This window comes from Sandaracinaceae bacterium, assembly GCA_020633055.1.
Classification (GTDB): domain Bacteria; phylum Myxococcota_A; class Polyangia; order Polyangiales; family Houyiibacteriaceae; genus JADJJE01.
On sequence record JACKEJ010000006.1, the window covers coordinates 384,079 to 400,750 of the forward strand.

Here is a 16,672-nt window from a genome sequence, read left to right on the forward strand (position 1 = left end):
ACCGCATGACGCGACGAAGGGGGCAGCGGTGGCTGTCCCCTTCTTCGCTTCTGCAGGTGGCGCGCGGTCAAGCTTGCCACGGGGGCGGCGTCGTCCAGGGACCCTCGTCAAGGCGCGACCCGCGCGGGCTGGGCGTACGCCGTGAGGGCAGCGTGATCGTCCTCGAGCACGAAGCCTGCCGCGATGGCGTCCTGAGCGCTCGCCTCGTACAGCCGCTCGTACTCCGCCCGCGAGCTGTAGAGCTCGGCGATGCGCTCGTCCGAGAGGGGAGTGGTGGAGCCCATCAGCATGCAGATGACGCTCGAGCTCGCGGGGACGCCCGAGAGGATGTCCACGGGCACGTCTACCAGCGGCGTGCGGATGCCGCCCAGCGCGATGCCGTCCGCGTCACGCAGCGCAGCCGTCGCGGTGCCGCTCTGGTCCAGCTCCACCCGGTCCGCTGTGGGCGGCGCCGTGCCATCGCTCAGCCATGCGACGAGCGCCCGCAGCGCGGCCTTGGCCACCAGGTGCGTCGGGCCGTCGTTGACGGGCTGGCCGCAGTCGATCAGCGACGCGGCTTCGCCCAAGAGGTGCTGGTCCGCGTGGGCGGTGCCCGCGATCTCCCACAGGCGGAAGGTGTCGCTGTCGGGCTGCCGCGCCTGCCACGAGCTGAGCACCGTGTAGATGTCGCCCTCGGTCTGGATGTTCATCACCGGGGCCTCCACGTCGGCGCGGAACACAGGGCGGCCGCGCGAGAAGATGGCGCGGCCGATGTCCGCCGACTCCCCCGGGCCTACCAGTCCCAGCGTGAAGCCGCCGCGGCTGTGCACGAAGAACCCGTCGAACACCTGCTCCGTGCCCTGCACGCCGTTGTAGTAGGTGGTGAGCGCCATGGCCGACTGCGACTCGCCCGCGGCGATCAGCAGGCTCGGGCGCACGCCCCCCAGCACGCGGCCGCCACGTCGCAGGGCGCGCGCGATCTGCGTGTAGATGTCGAACGCGTAGCCGTCCCCAGGGTGCGTCAGCGTCCCGTAGCGCTCCGGGTCGATGACCTTCAGCCCCACGCCGGCGCGCTCGTCCATGATGCCGGTGGACACCAGCACGGGCCCGCCCTCGACGCCGATCAGCTGTGCCGACACGCCGACCCAGATGTGGCCCTGCCGCGCGATCTCTTCGACCAGCGTCATGTATTCCGGGTCCGCGTCGACGCCGCCGCTCACGTTGAGCCACTCCACGATGACCACGCCGCTCGCGGCCGCCGGGTCGACGGGGCGCCGCACGACGATGCGGGTGCGATACTCGGCGGACGTGGTGCGCGAGAGGGTCCACACGCCGTCGTTGGACAGGCCCCCGTCACCCGCGGCGTACGCGGTCGCGGTCCCCGTCGCGAGGTACTCGTGCAGCTCGTAGCCCTCGGGCACCGCCACGCCCCCGACGGAGGCGATGAACGGTCCGTCGCCGCCGCTGAGCTCCTCGGAGAGGTCGGCGCGGTCTTCGCTTGCGGTGCTGCACGCGGCGAGCGCCGTGGCGCACAACGACAAGGCCACGCAGGCGCGGGCCGCGAGGGAGAGGCGTGGGGGGCTCATGCGCAAACGATAGAGGCCACTCGCCGCTCGGCGCAATGACCGTTCGCGGCCATGGGTTGACCGCCGAGCGACGCGCCTTGGTGCCTTCAGTCGAACACGACGATGCTCACCCCGTCGGGCTCGGCGGGGCGGCGCGGCATGGCGAGGCGTCGCTCGCCCAGCTGCACCACGGTGGACACGCGCGGGTCGGCCCCGGGCGCGAAGTCGGCGCCGGCCAAGAACGGGAAGGTCTGGAACAGCGCGACGGGCGTCAGGTCGGTCTCGTCGTTGCCGTTGTCGTCGAAGAAGAAGAGCGCGATGGTGGTGTTGTCGCGGTTCGTGTACGCGTCCCCGCTCAGGTCGACGTCGTCGAGCAGCAGCTGGTCGCCCGGCTGGAGCGCGCGGTTGGCCAGGAAGATGACGGTGGTGGGCTGGTCCTCGTCGAACTTCAGCGCGCTGACGAGCACGCGCGCGAGCCCTGTGGTGGGCAAGGTGCGCAGGTACACCTTCGTGTTCGTGCGCAGGAAGGGCTCGCGGAAGTAGTGCACGCTGCGCCCGCTGACGGGCGTGATGTGGAACTCGTAGTGCGTGTCCGGCGCGCCCTGGAACGGGCCCCAGTAGCCCTGCGCGTTCGCGATGAACGTGGCGCGGGGGCGGGCGCGTCGGCGCTGTCCGCTGTCCGCGTCCACCTCGTAGATGTCCACCGTCGCTCCCTCCGCGGGGCGGTTCTCACCCAGCGTCGCGGCGCGCCCGGCGATGACGATGGGCTCCTCCTGCGCGACGATGGCGCTCACGGCGGGCGGGGCGTCGTTCAAGAACTCCCAGATGGCCTCGAACGAGTCGTCCCGTGTCGCCACCTCGTAGTGGTCCGCGGTCTCGAGGTCGACGTTCGTCGCACCCTCGATGCCGTCGTTCGTCACCACGCGGTCGTTCGCCGAGAACAGGTTCAGCGTCGGCACGCCACCGGCGCTGCCTGGAGGCGCGTCTTCGTCGCCGCTCGCGATGTGGACGTAGCGCCGCACCTTGGCTGCGCGCGCGTCGTCGCTCAGGTAGGTGTAGCCGATGCCGCCCCCCGCCGAGTGCCCGAGGAGGTCGACCTGGGTGGCGCCCGTCACGCTCAGCACCTCGTCGATGAAGGCGTCCAAGAGCGCTGGGCTGTTGCCGCCTCCGATGGAGTTCCAGTCGTAGACGAACAACCGGTCCTGACAGTAGCCGTTCGCGACAAAGCGCATGACGTGGTTGGCGTAGGTGTCCCCCGAGGCGAGGAAGCCGTGCACCATCACCACCGGCACGTGAGGGTTCTCGCAGCCCTCGGCCCACGGCGGCAGCAGCGTGGTCGGCCGCTCCTCCCAGCCGGGATCCGTGCTCCCTCCGCCGTCGCCCCCACAGCCGAGCGGCGCGATGGCGAAGACGAGGACGAGGGCTACCGAGGGGAACAGGAGAGCTGGATGAGGTGAGGTGGGGTGGGGCATGGCGCTCTCAAAGGTCGCGGCTTGTGCTCTTTCGCGTCAAGCTGGACCCGCGTAGAGTCTGGGGATGCGTCGTGCGCCACTCACGGACTCCCTCACCGTGCACCGCCGCTCGGCGGCCGGCTGCGTCGCCTCGCTCGACCACTTCGTGCTGCTGCGCTGCTACGGGGCCATGGACCGCCCGGACCTGCTCGCGACCCTCGACGCGTTCGCCGTCGCCAGCCGCGCGCGCCCGAACGCCATCTCGTCACTCACCGTCATCGACCCCAGCACCGAGTTCCCCACCGAGGACGCGCGCCGCGTGTGCATCCAGCTCATCGAGCAGACCCACGAGAGCGTGCGTGCAGGCGCCACCGTCGTGCTGGGGGACGGCTTCTGGGCCAGCGCCCTGCGCAGCGTGCTCACCACGTTCAACGCCATCGGCGGACGCCGGCGCAGCGCGCGCACGTTCGGAGATTTGGGCGAAGCCGTCCCGTGGCTGCTGGACACCGGAGGGGACGCGCGAGCCACCTACGAGGTGGCGCTGCTCGACGCGCTCGAGTCGATGCGCCCGGCCACATGAACGTCGGGCGACGTGTTGGGGCGCGCCACGTTGCGGTCCGCGGGGCGACGGGGTAGCCATCCGACGTGCGTTCGCCCCGCGACACGTTGATCCTCAAGCCGCGCCTACAGGCCGCCGAGGACACGCTGCGCCCGACGCGCGCGGAGATCGACCTCGACGCCGTCGTCCACAACCTGGGGGTCGCGCGGGCGCTGGTCGGACGCAGCCGCGTGCTGGCCGTGGTCAAGGCGGACGGCTATGGCCACGGCGTGGTCCCGGTGGCCCAGCGCCTCCAGGAGGCGGGGGCCTACGGCTTCGGCGTCGCGCTGGCCGAGGAGGCCCTCGAGCTGCGCGCAGCGGGCATCCAGACCGAGATCGTGGTCCTGAACGGTGTGCACGGCGGCGCTCACGAGGAGGTCGTCGCGGCGGGCCTCACCCCCGTGGTCTACGAGCTGCCGGAGCTACGCGCCTTCTCGCGTGTCGCCGAGCGGCGGGGTGCGCCCGTGGCCGTGCACCTCAAGGTGGACACGGGCATGAGCCGCCTGGGTGTGCCCTGCGACGTGCTGCCCGCGTTCCTGCGCGCCATCGCCGAGCTGGGGCCCACGGGCGCCGTGCAGATCAGCGGGTGCATGACCCACCTCAGCTCGGCGGACAGCGACGCGGACGTCACGCGCGAGCAGCTGCGGCGCTTCGACGAGGCCGTCGCGCTCGTGCGCGACCACGGTCACCGCCCGAGTGTGCTGCACGCGGCGAACACGGCCGGCGCGTTCCTTCACCCCAGCTCCCGCTACGACCTGGTACGGCTGGGCAGCGGCCTGTTCGGCTACGGGCCGCCGGGCACGGAGCAGGCGGGGCTGCGACCCGCGATGCGCCTGCGCACGGAGGTCATCTCCCTGCGACGCCTGCCGGCGGGGACGCGCGTGGGCTACGACGGCACCTTCACCGCCCCGAGCGAGCGCCTCATCGCGACCATCCCCGTGGGCTACGGCGACGGGCTCATCCGGGCTACCAGCAACCGCGCCGAGGTGTTGGTGCGCGGGCGCCGCTGCCCCATCGTGGGCAACGTCTCGATGGACCTGACGGGCGTGGACGTCAGCGCGGTGCCCGGCGTACAGCTCGGCGACGAGGTGGTGCTGCTCGGCCGACAGGGGGACGAGCACATCGACGCGTACGAGCTGGCGCGCTCTGCCGGGACCATCCACTACGAGGTGCTCACCAACGTGTCGCGGCGCGTGCCCCGCTTCTACGGCTGACGCGCGCCACCGTCCGGGACGGAGCTCGGAGCGACGTCAGTCGGAAAGAAACACGGTCCGGGAGTCACGGCGCGGCGTCGGCGGGTGAATCTGACGACGCGCCGCTGGCGGGCGCTTCCAACGGCGCGGCGTCGGCTGGAGCCTCGAAGTCGGCTGGAGCCTCGAAGGACGCGCCGGCTTCGAAGCCCAGCAGCACGATGGTGATCACGCGCTCGACAGCGCTGGGATCGAGCGAGAGGTCGAGCAAGAGCACCGGGCCCTCCGTGCTGACCCGCAGCGCGTCGCGCAGCTCGAGCACGCCGGCTTCGGCCGCATAGGGCTCCTGCGCAGCCTCGTCCAGCTTGGCCTCGAGCTCTGCCATGACCTGCTCCGCCACCGCGTCGTCCGTGAAGCGCGCAAATGCGTGCGCCACGACCGCGCTGCCGATGTCCACCCGCGCGCCCATGGACACGGTCGACGCCCGCGGGCTCCAGTCTTCGGACAGCTCGCCACGCAGCGTCTCCGAGATCTCGGCCGCGTACGTGAGCGTGTGTTCGCCCAGCCCCACACGGCGAGCCGCGTCGAGCACCACGGGCCGGCCGGGCCCGCCCGACGGGGTCAGCCCATCGACGCGGTCCAGCGCAGCGAGCACCAGGTCGCTCGTCCCGAAGGCCAGCGTGTGGTCCTCCACGAGCGCCAGCACCATGCCGTCCCCGTAGCGCAGGCGGTGCGCGCGGTGCTCGCCCGGAGCGTGCTCCTGGCCCAGCAGGTCCACATCCTCGTCGACGAAGCGCCCACGGGCCAGCACGACAAACGGGCTCACGCCGCTCTCGCTCTCGGCGGGCCGGTAGCGGTACGCGAGCGCGACGCGGTCCACCCGCCCGAGCAGCTCACGCAGGGCGCGTGCTCTCTCGTCGAAGACCGAGGCCAGGCGCTCGTCCAGGCGCTGCACGAACGGGGCGGCCAGCAGTGTGTCGACTTCCAGCAGCAAGACGCCTTCGGCGTCGTGCGGTAGCAGCTCCAGCAACTCGGGGGTCTCGGTGCGGGAAGGGTCCTGCACCCCGCCCCCGCGCTGGCAGCTTGCGTTTGTGACCAGCAGTGCGGCGTAGAGCGCCACGACGCAGGCGCGACCACGCGCGGCGCGCGGGGAGGGGGACGGGCGATCCATCCGGCGATGCTATCAGCCGAAGACACGGACGCGAAGCACGCTGAGCGCAGCCTGCCCGTGCTCGACAACCGGGGACTCGTCGCGCGGCGCACCATCCGCGCCCGGCCGGTCTGCCGCCCCGCGCCACGGCGGCCTCGTGATGATGCGCGTCAGCTCAGGCTGCGCATGAGCTCGCGAATCGCTTCACGCTCCTGCGCTTCCGGCAGGCCCCACGCGGGGTCGTAGTGGAAGACCTCACGCGCGGGACGTGTCGAGAACCCGTCCACCATGTCGAAGTGGTCCAGGGACACGACGCCGGGGTGTTCTTCGCCGCAAGCGTGCGCCAGCGCGAGCGTCTCCTTGCGCAGCGTCATGATGTAGTTGGCGAGGCGCGCGGACTTGAGCATCGGGTCGAGCCCCGCCACGAGCCACGGCTTCTGCGTGGCCACGCCCGTGGGGCAGCTGCCGGTGTGGCACTCCTGTGCCTGGATGCAGCCGATGGCGAGCATCGCCTCGCGCGCCACGCTCACCAGGTCGCAGCCCAGCGCGAGCGACAGCAGCACTTGCTGCGGGAAGCCCAGGCGCCCGGTGCCCAGGAACAACACCTTCTCGTGCATGCCGCGTTCGGCGAACGTGCGGTAGACGCTGGTGAAGCCCAGCTTGAACGGCAGCGCCACGTGGTCGCTGAACACCAACGGCGCGGCGCCCGTGCCGCCCTCGCCGCCGTCGATGCTGATGAAGTCCGGCGCGCGCCCCGTGGTCTCCATCTGCTTCGCGAGGTCCTGCCAGAAGCCCATCTGACCCACCGCCGCCTTGATGCCCACGGGGAGCCCGCTCGCGTCGGCCAGCGACTCGATGAAGTCCAGCATGGAGGACACGTCCGAGAACGCGCTGTGCGACGCGGGGCTGATGCAGTCCTTGCCCATCGGCACGTGCCGAATGGCCGAGATCTCGGGGGTGATCTTGGCGGCTGGCAGCACACCGCCGAGACCCGGCTTGGCGCCCTGGCTGAGCTTGATCTCGATGGCACGCACAGGCGCGCTCGCGACGCCCTCGAGGAAGCGCTCCATCGAGAAGTTGCCGTGGTCGTCGCGGCAGCCGTAGTAGCCCGTGCCCAGCTGCCAGACCAGGTCGCCTCCCTTGCGGTGGTACGGCGAGATCCCTCCCTCGCCCGTGTTCTGCCAGCCCCCCGCGATGGCCATGCCGCGGTTGATGGACTCGATGGCCGCCCCGCTGAGCGAGCCGTAGCTCATGGCCGAGGTGTTGATGATGGACTCCGGCCGGAACGCGTGCTTGCGCTTGCGGTGGCCGCCCATGATCTTCGCGCAGGGCAGGCGGTACTTGGGGTCGTAGCCGGGCTGGCCCTTCACGGGCGACGTGATGGGGAACGTCGACTGCCGGATGATGAGGTAGCCCTGCGTGTTCTCGAGCTCGTTGTCCGTGCCGAAGCCGAAGTAGTTGTTCTCCACTTTGGCGGACGCGTACACCCAGCGGCGTTGGTCGCGCGTGAAGGGGCGCTCCTCGTCGTTGCTGGTGACGATGTACTGCCGTAGCGGGCCGCCGAGCGCCTCGAACCAATAGCGGAAGCGCCCGACGATCGGGAAGTTCGCGATGATGGTGTTGGTGCGCTGACGCCGGTCGTGTACGGCGAGGGCGAGCAGCAACACCACCGGGACCAAGATCCAAAGACCCCACATGCGTCGAGGGTATCCGTCCGGCCGCGCGGTGTCTACGCTCGAGGCTTTGCGAGCGGGCGCGCCTGCCGTGTCAGTTGGCCTCGGACCCTTGCTCGGGCTGGTAGTAGTCCAGGACGTCGTTGGCGAGGAAGCACATGCGGCGGGTCAGCGCGCGCATGGCGTCGGTGCTGGTGTCGGAGTCCGCGCCCGCCGCGAGGATCTGCACCAGCGCGTGACGGCTGCGGCGCACCTCGTCGATCAGCCAGCGCACGTCGACGAGGCCCTGCCCGCCTTGCGCGGTGTAGCGCGCCTCGAGGTCGCGCAGGCGGCGCTCTACGAGCACCATGGACGACGGGAGCTCGCCCAGACCGAGGCAGTCGCTGCAGGTGGTGACGCCGTGTTGGCCGCCGACCTCGCCGGTGCCGAAGCAGGTCTGGCAGTGGTTCGCGGTCTGCGGGGTGGGGGCGGGGGAGGTGGACATGGGGCGGGACGATAGCGGGCGGGGAGGGGGGCGGACAAGAGGAGGCGAGGTCGCGGGTCAGGGTGTCACGGGGCCCGGTGTCACGGAGTCGCGAGTCCCGGTGTCCCGGGGCCCGGAGTCCCGGTGTCCCGGAGTCACGGTGTCACGGGTCCCGGTGTCACGAGTCCCGGCGTCACGGCGTCACGAGTCCCGGTGTCACGGCGTCACGAGTCCCGGTGTCACGTTTCCGTTCTCTCGTTGCTCGACTGAGCGCTCCTGGGGTTGGTGGCGCGTTGGCGCTGGGTGAGGTTTGGGACGCTTTGGGGCGGGCCGCGCGGAGAGGTCGGGGTAGCACGGTGCTCGCCCTGTCACGCCCGACCCTGCGGGTCGCTTTTCGTTCCGAAAAGGACGGCGGGACAGGGCTGCGACTCCGTGCGGGGGGCGGGGTCTCAGCGCGGCCCAACGCCGCAGGAAGGCCTCTCCATGTCACGCACCGAAGACCTCATCTTGTCCACCATCGAGCGGGCGACGCCCGTCATTCGCACCATGAACCGCCGGGTGCCTCACCTGGCTCGGCAGACCGAGCGGGCTCTGCACTCCGTGGCGCTTCAGCATGCCGAGGGGACGTACGCTCGGGGTGGGAACCGGGATGCGAAGCTGCAGGGGGCGTACGCCGAGGCGAAGGAAGCAATGGCGGCGGTGCGGGTGGCGGTCGCATGCGGGGCGCTCAGCGCGGCGGGGGCGAAGCCGGTGCTCGACGCGCTCGACCACGTGGCGGCTGTGCTCTACCTGAAGCGCACGCGGCCTCGGTGACTGGTGCGCGGCCGGGCTTGCTGCACGGGCGGGCCCGGCCGTGGCGGACGTCTACCGATACGTGATGCGCGGGCAGCCATCCGCTGGTGCGATGCGCACGGTGGCTCTCCGCTTTCGGCGCGCTCGGCGTGTGCGGTACCCTCGGCCGCACCGCGATGCGTGGGTCGAGTGAGCGTGAACTGCAGCTGGTCGTCGACGACCCGGACGGGCGCCGCCTCGTGCTGCGCGACACGGGCGTGGGGGCGCTCGAGGTGTTGCGCACGATGCTCGCCAGTACCGTCGCCGTGGGGCCGCTCGCGCTCACGGTGCTGGCGCACGTGTGGCTCGTGCTGCCTTGGTGGCACGCGCTGTGGACCATGCCCGTCTCGCTCTCGTGGGCGGTGTCGGTTGTGCGAGCTGCACGACCACGGCTCGCCGAGCTGGGCGTCGACGGGCAGACGGGGCGTGTGTGGATGGTCGAGCGCGGCCACCTGCTGTGGGGGCGGCGGACGCGTACGCGTCGCGTGGGGGAGGACCTCGGGCTCGCGTTCCAGGGTGGGTTCCTCGTCGACGCGCGCGGCGGGCTCGGGGTCGCGCTCGAGCTGGGGCCTGGGGTGGTCAGCCCGGTGTTCACGGTGGCGGGCCTGTCGCGTAGGGACACTCTCCGCACGCTGGTCGACCGCGTGGCGTGGCTGCTCGACTTGCGCGTGGTCGTGCAGCGCGACGACGTGGACCGCGTGCGCTACTTCTGCGGGGAGCATGGGGCGGCGCCGAGGCGAGCCGACGACGGGGGGACCTATCGGGAGCTCGGTCACGGTCCGCTCTCCTTGGTGGGCGCGCCGGGCTTCGAGCCGGTGGCGACGCCGCCTCCGCCGCGGAGCGCGCCGGCGCTGGCCCGTGTCGTCGAGTCGGTGGAGGTGCGCGACGATGGGTCGCTCCAGATCGGGCACGCGGGTGCTGCGTTGGGACTGCGTGAGCGCGTGTCGCGCTGGGGGGCTGCGGGGCTCGCGTGGTCCCTGGGACAGCCGTGGCACGGGAGCCTCGTTCTTCCGCGTCGACCGCTGGGCCTCACGCTCGGCGAGGCGGGTCTCGTCGTAGTCGTACAGGAGGCCGGGGCGACGCGTCCGCTCGACGTGCAGCAGGTCGTGCTCGTCCTGCACACCCTCGGCCCGGAGCTCGCCACGCTGACCGCCTGCGTGCAGGCCGAGGGGCGCTGGTTCCACGTGGTCGAGACCAGCCCCGAGCGTCCGACGAGCGTCGCCGCGCTCGCCGTGCGGCGCGTGGCGTACGACATCGCCGAGCGCTGTGGGGCTCCGCTGCGGACCCTACAGCGGCCCTGACCCTTTTCCGAGCGGGATGGGAAGGTCGCGGTGGGCGGGACCCGCGACACCGGGACCCGTGACACCGGGACCCCGGATACGGCTCAGTCCAGCAGGCGCTCGAAGGTTGCCGAGCGCAGCGATGCGCGGCCGATCAACAGGGCCCCCAGCGCGAAGACGAGCGCGAAGGTGAGCGGGCGGGCCGCACCTCCTGGCGCGAAGATGGTGCCGAACACCACCACCAGGATGGCCGGTCCGACGACGGCGCCCGCGAGGTTGTTGGCCGTCCGGAAGTCCTTGCACAGCAGCGCCACCAGCAGCGAGCCCGCGGTTGCGTAAGCCAGCGTCGCGACGAGCAACGAGAGCAGCGCGAGCACGTCGAACACGGTCGCCAGACCCAACGTCAGCAGCTCGCCGCACAGCACCAGCGCGCACGTGCCGCAGATGGCGAGCGAGAACCCGAACGCCGTGCCGAGCTTGGCCACGATGACCTGCTGGATGCGCACCGGCAGCGCCACCAGCAGCTCCAGCGTACGCGCCTCGCGCTCTTGGATGACGGCGTGCGTGATGAGCGACATGGGCGCGATCAGGGCCGCAACCGCCATGAACACCGGAATGAACGCCACGGCCGCGCGCCTCGGGTCTTGCGTGAGCTCACCAATCAGTCCGAAGTCCACCGTCGTTTGATCGTCCCGCGTCCCGCTGGGCTGGAGCACGGCGGCGATGAGCCCTTGCGGCACGAGCAGCAGCAAGAAGATGGGCAGCAGCGCGGACGTCCAGAACGCCGCGCCGCTGTTCCGCAGCTGGCGCCACTCTTTCACCATCAGGCGCTTGGTGGTGGCCCCGAGGAGGTCGCGCAGGGGCACGGGCGGTGGCAACGGCTCGCGCCCTGCGTGTGGGCCGTCGGCCGCGGGCCGCGTTGCTGCGGCGATGGCCGCCACGGCATCGACGGCGTCGGCGGCCTCGGCGGTCTCGGCGCCGACGCCAGAGCTGGGCTGGGCATGCTCGCCGGGCTGGACACGCTCCGCAGCGTGGTCGGCCACCCGGCGCGTCGCCTCGTCGGCGCGCACGATGTCGAGGAACAGGTCTTCGAGCGTGGGGCGCACCACCCGGCACTCGAACACGTCCGTGCCGTTGGTCAGCAGCGCGCGCAGCACGCGCGGGGCGTCTCGTTCCGGGGCCGTCACGGGCACCGACACCCAGCCGGGCTCCTCACCACGCTCCCACGCGAAGCCCTGCGACGTGAGCTCCGCCGCGGCGTCCGCGTGCAGCTCGCCCAGGATGCGCAGCGAAAGCGTCGGCGCGATGCGCGCGCGCAGGGTCTCGATGGCCTCGTGCACCAGCACGCGACCGTCGAGCATGACCACCACGCGGTCGCACAGGCGCTCGGCCTCCACCAGGTCGTGGGTGCACAGGAGGATGGTGTGCGTGTGCGCGAGCGCGCCCAGGTAGTCCAGCACCTCGCGCGACGCGATGGGGTCCAGCCCCGCGCTCGGCTCGTCCAGGATGAGCAGCTCGGGCCGCGCCACCACCGCGGCCGCGATGGCCACGCGCCGCTTCTGGCCGCCCGACAGCTGGTCCATGGGGCGCTCCAGTAGCGCGGCGAGGCCCAGCTCACCCGCCACCGCGTCCACGTCCCCTGCGCCGTACAGGTCGCGCACCAGCTCGAGCCAGTCGCGCACCGTCAGATCCGGGTACATGCCGGGCAGCTGCGGCACCACGCCCAGGCGCCGCTTCGCGACCAGGAAGTCCTCGTCCCCGCTCTCCCGCCCGAACAGCAGCGCGTGCCCCTCCGTCGCGCCGATGGCGCCGATCAGCATGCGGATGGCCGTGGTCTTGCCCGCGCCGTTGGGGCCCAGCAGGCAGGTGCGGCTGCCGGGGGCGAGCGTCAGCTGCGCGTTCGACAACGCACGCACGTCGGCCCCGTAGCGTTTGCCCGCGCCCACCAACTCCACGGGTGCGCCCGTGCCCTCGGGCCGCTCCGCCATGCGCGCGCGCCTCACCCGCAGCGCCCGCTCCAGCCACACCAGCAGACCCAGGCTCACCACCGCGACCACCCCGATGTAGAGCTCGGCCGCGGCCCCGCCTGCGCGAGGCAGCAGCCAGACCGTGACCCCATCGAGGGCGGCGTGGAGCGCGATGGCCGCCACCAGGAAGCGCCGCTGCCCACGCACCACCGAGAGCGTCACCAGCAGCGTGGCTGCGAGGTGGATGGGCAGCACCATCGCGCGCTCCAGTGCTCCCACCAGCGGGAGGTACGCGGGCATCGTCTGCATCTGCTCGATGCCTTGCAGCGCCGTGACGCGCTGCTCGGGGGTCAGGTCACGCAGGAAGCGCGCGGGGTCGTCACCGAGGAGCACGAGGTTCACGAGCGCGAGCGCCGCCATGAGCGCCACGACCAGCGCCTCCACGCCGCCGTGCCCGGCCCCGAACATGAGCGCGGCATCCGAGTCGCGCACGTCGCGGGCCGCGGTGCGCAGCATGGCGTAGCGCGCGAGCTCTTCGCACAAGCCCGCGCTCAGCCCCAGCGTCGCCGCCGTGAGCCACACGCGGTCGGCACGCGCCAGCAGCGGACCCAGCAGCAGGTTCAGCGGGATGTGCACCACCTGCGACCCGATGAACGTGGCCGCTCCCAGCACGGCCACGCGATACCCCACGTGCGTGCGCCGGCGAAGCGTCATCAGCAGCACCACCACCAGGGCGATGATGATGAGCACCTCCGCCGTGAAGGCGGCTACGAGCGCGGCGTTGGTCGGCATCCCGGGGCGCGCTCAGCGTATCACCGCGCGCGCCCCACTTGCTGCGTCACGCCAGCGCTTCGTTCACGGCCTGTTCGCCGGCCGCTGAGCGCACGGTCCGCGCCCCGCCGCGCTGCTGGTAGGCGAGCAGCGGGCGGAAGTGCACGCGCGAGTCCACCGGGTGATGCGTGGGCAGCCCCTGGATGTGGAAGGGCTGCGTTCCGTCGGGCTCGATGTGGAAGCGACGCACCAGCGTCGTGATCAGGATGCGCAGCTGCATCTGCGCGAAGTTGCGGCCCAGGCACAGGCGCGGCCCGCCGCCGAAGCCCACCATGTACTTACCCTTGGCCTGGTCCTCGCCGCGTGCCGGGTCCCAGCGGCCCGGGTCGAACGCATGCGGGTGCGGGAACGCCTCGGGGCAGCGCTGGCTCATCCACGGGCTCCAGAACACCGGGGTGCCGGCCGGCACCGTGTAGCCGCCGAACTCGAAGTCGCGCACGGCCGTGCGGGGGAACATCGAAAGGCTCGGACCGAAGCGCTCCACCTCGCGCAGGAACCAGCTCACCGTGTGCAGCTTGGCGCTGCCCTTCAGCTCGTAGGGCTGGTCGCCCAGCACGTCCCACACGTTCTCGCGGATGCGGTCCTGCCACTCGGGGTGGTGCGCCAGCAGGTGCAGCACCCACGAACCCGCGCTGGCCGTGGTGTCGTAGCCCGCCCAGAACAGCAGCAGCGTGTGGTGGATGATGTCCTCGATGGGCAGGTAGCGGCCGTGCTCGTCCTTGTCCTGCGCCAGCCGTCCCAGGAAGCCCTTGGGGTTCGGGTCGCGCCGCGCGCGCTCGATGTGCGGGCGCAGCATGTCCACCAGCACGTCGCGCGACTTGAGGCCCGCGTCCAGGATCCCGCCGGGGTAGCGCACCTTGGTGTGCGCCATGGCGCCCACGATCATCGCTTCGAAGTGCGGGCGCATCGCGTCCAGCTCGCTGCCGTCCTTGAGCCCCGTCAGCGCCATGGCCGAGGCCTCGAAGGTCGCGCGCTGCGCGATGTCGTACACGTCGCCATGAGGCTTGCGCTCCAGCTGATCCGCCGCGCTGTCCCAGATGCCCTGCACCTGGTCGATGACCTCGGTCAGCCCCAGCCGGTTGACGGCCGGCTCCAGCAGCGTGCGCGCGCGCAGGTGCTCCTCGCCGTCCATCACCAGCACGTTCTGCTTGAACAGCTTGCCGAACGCGAGCTGCCCGTAGCCGCCCGCGTACGAAAAGGTCTCGCGGTCTGTGACCATGATGGCGCGGTTGGCCTCGGCGCCCATCATCCAGACCACGGGGTAGACCAGGCTCGAGCGGAAGATGGGCCCGTGCGTCAGGTAGCGCTGCTCGAAGAACGCGAACGGGTTCTGCACCAGCGCGCGCAGCTCGAGCGGGGAGGAGGTGCCGGGGATGGCGCGGAAGCGGGGGTCGATGGCGTAGCGCATGGTGGTTCTCGGGGGCGGGGTCGGGAGGACAGGCGGCTCGGCCGCGCGCGTCCTCGGAACGTGGCCGCGCGTCTGCTCGTGCAGCGGTCAGAGGGTGAGGCCGCGCAGGACCAGCGTGGCCAGGCGGTCGAGGAAGTCGCGGTCGTCGAGCTCGAAGCCCGTGACCAGCGCGCGCAGGATCATCGGACCGATCAGCGGCTCGGCGAGCTCGATCGCGGTGACGTGCGCAGGCAGCTCGCCGCGCGCGATGGCGCGCTCGACGACGGTATCGAACGGGCCGCTGCGGGTGAGCCAGAACTCGTCGGCCCACTCGCGCAGCTCCTGGTCGTGCGGCGCGTCCGAGACGACCATGCGCACGATGGCCTGCGTGATGGGCTGCGACAGGTAGCGCCCGAACTGCTGGGCCAGCGCACGCACGTCGCCCTCGAACGAGCCCGTGTCGGGGGCCTTGATGGACGTGTCGTCGTAGTCGGCGCAGGCCTCGCGCACGAGGGTCTCGACGCTGCCCCAGCGACGGTAGAGCGTGGTCTTGTGCACGTCGGCTTCGTGCGCGATGGCCTCCATCGAGAGCGCGCCGCGCCCGTCACGCGCGAGGATGGCCAGCGCGGCGTCGAACACCTGGCGCTGCACGCGTTCGCTGCGGCCCTTGGGCCGACGGGCGATCTCGGAGGCGCTGGCGCTGGCGCGCGGGGAGGGGGCCGACATGACGAGAACACGTTCTAGCTGGCCCCTGTCACTAACGCAACGGTCTGTTGCGTTTTGAGTGAGGCTGTACGAGCCGCCCGCGATGACCCGCCTTGTAACGATCCGGGGGACCATGACTACGAGGGAGGGTGAGCAACGCCGACCCACCCTCGCGCGCGCCCCGGCCCGCGCACCTGGACACGGAACACGAAGCGCACGCGGGCGACACCAGCGCCGACCTCGATGCGCAGGCAGGCGCGAGCGCTAATTCGGGAGCCGACGCAGCCGCCAGCGCAGACCCCGAGGCCGACGCACGCGAGAACGACGCGTTCCTCGCGCGACAGCGGCGCGAGACCCGACGCAGCTTCATCGCCAAGGCCCTCGGCGGCACCAGCCTCGCCGTGCTCGGGTACTACGGGCTCATCGACGACGGGCTGACCCGCGAGGCCCGGGCCCAGACGTTGCGCGACGGGCGACCGCGACTCCCCCCGAACCAGCGGGTCATCCGGCGTCTCCGCCCCATGGGAGGCACGCCGGGGGACCCGTCCATCGAGAACGTGCGCCTGCGCGTCATCGGCGACGTGGACACCCCGCTCGAGCTGACCTTCGCGCAGCTGCTCGCCATGGGCGTGGTGACGCGCACCGTCGACGTGCACTGCGTCACGGGCTGGAGCGTGCTCGGTGCGCGCTTCGAGGGCGTGCCCCTGCGCGTCTTGGCCGATCGCGCGGGTGTTCGCTCCACCGCGCGCCACGTCATCTTCGAGGCGCCCTACGGCTACACGGCCAACGTGCCGCTGCGTGAGGCCCTGGCCCCGAACGTGCTCATCAGCCACCGCCTGGACGGTGCCCCGCTAGAGCGCGACCACGGCGGCCCGCTGCGCGCCGTAGTGCCCAGCCTGTACTTCTGGAAGAGCGCCAAGTGGGTCACGGGCATCCGCTTCACGGGGCGCGACGCGCCCGGCTATTGGGAGCGCCGCGGCTACCACAACCACGGCGACCCCTGGCGTGAAGAGCGCTATGGCTGAGCGGCTGACGGCGGCCCGTGCACGCCGCGTCTTGCGCTCCTTGCACCGCGACGCGGGCTACCTCGCCGTGGGTCTGACGCTGGTCTATGCGCTCAGCGGGTTGGCGGTGAACCACATCGGCGAGTGGGACCCCAACTTCACGGAGCTGTCGCGCAGCGTCTCGCTCGCTGAGCTCCCGGAGCACGAGGGTGACGCGCGCGACGCGGCCATCCTCGCGGCCCTCGACGTCACGGGCCCGCTCGACGAGCGCTACGAAGAGGGCGAAGGCGCGTTCTCGCTGCGCGTGGGCGAGGACGTGGTCTACGTCGACACCCAGGCCGGCACGGCGCGGCTCGAGGCGCGACGGCCACGTCCCCTGCTGCGTGTCGCGAACTGGCTGCACCTCAACCGCGGCAAGGCCGCCTGGACGTACTTCGCGGACGCCTACGCCGTGGGCCTGCTCTTCCTCGCGCTGAGCGGCTTGTTCATGATCCCGGCGCGCGGGCCCGGCATCGGCCGGCGCGGGCTGCTCGTGGGCCTCGGCGTGCTGCTGCCAGTGCTGTACGTGACGCTGAGCGGGGGGCCCTGACGCGTCGGT

The 16,672-nt window shown here is 71.7% G+C and carries 14 protein-coding genes; 6 read left to right on the forward strand and 8 right to left on the reverse strand.

What is annotated here, in order from left to right:
- Nucleotides 1-107: 107 nt before the first annotated feature.
- On the reverse strand, nt 108-1,565 hold the full coding sequence (locus tag H6726_11030; protein ID MCB9658172.1) for a hypothetical protein: 1,458 nt from the start codon (nt 1,563-1,565) through the stop codon (nt 108-110).
- An 86-nt stretch (nt 1,566-1,651) separates the two neighbouring features.
- Nucleotides 1,652-3,016, reverse strand: a complete 1,365-nt coding sequence (locus tag H6726_11035) for an alpha/beta fold hydrolase (GenBank protein ID MCB9658173.1) — start codon at nt 3,014-3,016, stop codon at nt 1,652-1,654.
- A 64-nt stretch (nt 3,017-3,080) separates the two neighbouring features.
- On the opposite strand from H6726_11035, the gene H6726_11040 reads away from it, so the two are divergent.
- Both H6726_11040 and alr read left to right on the forward strand, forming a co-directional pair.
- Nucleotides 3,081-3,575 carry a hypothetical protein gene (locus H6726_11040; GenBank protein MCB9658174.1) on the forward strand — a complete coding sequence of 165 codons (495 nt, stop codon included), beginning with the start codon at nt 3,081-3,083 and terminating at the stop codon, nt 3,573-3,575.
- 65 nt (nt 3,576-3,640) lie between these two features.
- Complete coding sequence (alr, locus tag H6726_11045; protein MCB9658175.1) at nt 3,641-4,807, forward strand: alanine racemase; 1,167 nt, start codon at nt 3,641-3,643, stop codon at nt 4,805-4,807.
- 64 nt (nt 4,808-4,871) lie between these two features.
- Here alr and H6726_11050 read toward each other — a convergent pair whose 3' ends face one another.
- The 3 genes from H6726_11050 to H6726_11060 form a co-directional block, all read right to left on the reverse strand.
- The gene (locus H6726_11050; GenBank protein MCB9658176.1) at nt 4,872-5,954 is read right to left on the reverse strand and encodes a hypothetical protein; all 1,083 of its coding nucleotides are present in this window, start codon (nt 5,952-5,954) and stop codon (nt 4,872-4,874) included.
- A 149-nt stretch (nt 5,955-6,103) separates the two neighbouring features.
- Complete coding sequence (locus H6726_11055; GenBank protein MCB9658177.1) at nt 6,104-7,630, reverse strand: FMN-binding glutamate synthase family protein; 1,527 nt, start codon at nt 7,628-7,630, stop codon at nt 6,104-6,106.
- Nucleotides 7,631-7,700: 70 nt separating this feature from the next.
- Nucleotides 7,701-8,090 (reverse strand): hypothetical protein, encoded by a 390-nt coding sequence (locus H6726_11060; protein ID MCB9658178.1) that lies wholly within the window; start codon nt 8,088-8,090, stop codon nt 7,701-7,703.
- Nucleotides 8,091-8,552: 462 nt separating this feature from the next.
- Between H6726_11060 and H6726_11065 the strand changes: the two genes are divergently transcribed.
- Both H6726_11065 and H6726_11070 read left to right on the forward strand, forming a co-directional pair.
- Complete coding sequence (locus H6726_11065; protein ID MCB9658179.1) at nt 8,553-8,882, forward strand: hypothetical protein; 330 nt, start codon at nt 8,553-8,555, stop codon at nt 8,880-8,882.
- A 155-nt stretch (nt 8,883-9,037) separates the two neighbouring features.
- Nucleotides 9,038-10,201 (forward strand): hypothetical protein, encoded by a 1,164-nt coding sequence (locus H6726_11070; GenBank protein ID MCB9658180.1) that lies wholly within the window; start codon nt 9,038-9,040, stop codon nt 10,199-10,201.
- 83 nt (nt 10,202-10,284) lie between these two features.
- Here the strand turns inward: H6726_11070 and H6726_11075 are convergent, their stop codons facing one another.
- From H6726_11075 to H6726_11085, 3 genes are all read right to left on the reverse strand, one after another.
- Entirely contained in the window at nt 10,285-12,939 is a 2,655-nt protein-coding gene (locus tag H6726_11075; GenBank protein MCB9658181.1) for a YhfC family intramembrane metalloprotease, read from the reverse strand.
- 46 nt (nt 12,940-12,985) lie between these two features.
- Complete coding sequence (locus tag H6726_11080; GenBank protein MCB9658182.1) at nt 12,986-14,386, reverse strand: cytochrome P450; 1,401 nt, start codon at nt 14,384-14,386, stop codon at nt 12,986-12,988.
- Between the two features lie 87 nt (nt 14,387-14,473).
- Entirely contained in the window at nt 14,474-15,091 is a 618-nt protein-coding gene (locus tag H6726_11085; protein MCB9658183.1) for a TetR/AcrR family transcriptional regulator, read from the reverse strand.
- 173 nt (nt 15,092-15,264) lie between these two features.
- Here H6726_11085 and H6726_11090 point away from each other — a divergent pair, with 173 nt between their 5' ends.
- Together H6726_11090 and H6726_11095 are read left to right on the forward strand one after the other, a co-directional pair.
- A complete protein-coding gene (locus H6726_11090) occupies nt 15,265-16,095 on the forward strand; it encodes a molybdopterin-dependent oxidoreductase (protein MCB9658184.1) in 831 nt (276 codons plus the stop codon).
- Nucleotides 16,088-16,663 carry a PepSY-associated TM helix domain-containing protein gene (locus H6726_11095; protein MCB9658185.1) on the forward strand — a complete coding sequence of 192 codons (576 nt, stop codon included), beginning with the start codon at nt 16,088-16,090 and terminating at the stop codon, nt 16,661-16,663. The genes H6726_11090 and H6726_11095 overlap by 8 nt, the downstream gene beginning before the upstream one ends.
- Nucleotides 16,664-16,672: the final 9 nt, after the last annotated feature.

Bases quoted from the DNA above. Each gene is read 5' to 3' on its own strand.
- H6726_11030 (MCB9658172.1), bottom strand. From the start codon at position 1,565: ATGAGCCCCCCACGCCTCTCCCTCGCGGCCCGCGCCTGCGTGGCCTTG.
- H6726_11035 (MCB9658173.1), bottom strand. From the start codon at position 3,016: ATGCCCCACCCCACCTCACCTCATCCAGCTCTCCTGTTCCCCTCGGTA.
- H6726_11040 (MCB9658174.1), top strand. From the start codon at position 3,081: ATGCGTCGTGCGCCACTCACGGACTCCCTCACCGTGCACCGCCGCTCG.
- H6726_11050 (MCB9658176.1), bottom strand. From the start codon at position 5,954: ATGGATCGCCCGTCCCCCTCCCCGCGCGCCGCGCGTGGTCGCGCCTGC.
- H6726_11055 (MCB9658177.1), bottom strand. From the start codon at position 7,630: ATGTGGGGTCTTTGGATCTTGGTCCCGGTGGTGTTGCTGCTCGCCCTC.
- H6726_11060 (MCB9658178.1), bottom strand. From the start codon at position 8,090: ATGTCCACCTCCCCCGCCCCCACCCCGCAGACCGCGAACCACTGCCAG.
- H6726_11065 (MCB9658179.1), top strand. From the start codon at position 8,553: ATGTCACGCACCGAAGACCTCATCTTGTCCACCATCGAGCGGGCGACG.
- H6726_11070 (MCB9658180.1), top strand. From the start codon at position 9,038: ATGCGTGGGTCGAGTGAGCGTGAACTGCAGCTGGTCGTCGACGACCCG.
- H6726_11075 (MCB9658181.1), bottom strand. From the start codon at position 12,939: ATGCCGACCAACGCCGCGCTCGTAGCCGCCTTCACGGCGGAGGTGCTC.
- H6726_11080 (MCB9658182.1), bottom strand. From the start codon at position 14,386: ATGCGCTACGCCATCGACCCCCGCTTCCGCGCCATCCCCGGCACCTCC.
- H6726_11085 (MCB9658183.1), bottom strand. From the start codon at position 15,091: ATGTCGGCCCCCTCCCCGCGCGCCAGCGCCAGCGCCTCCGAGATCGCC.
- H6726_11095 (MCB9658185.1), top strand. From the start codon at position 16,088: ATGGCTGAGCGGCTGACGGCGGCCCGTGCACGCCGCGTCTTGCGCTCC.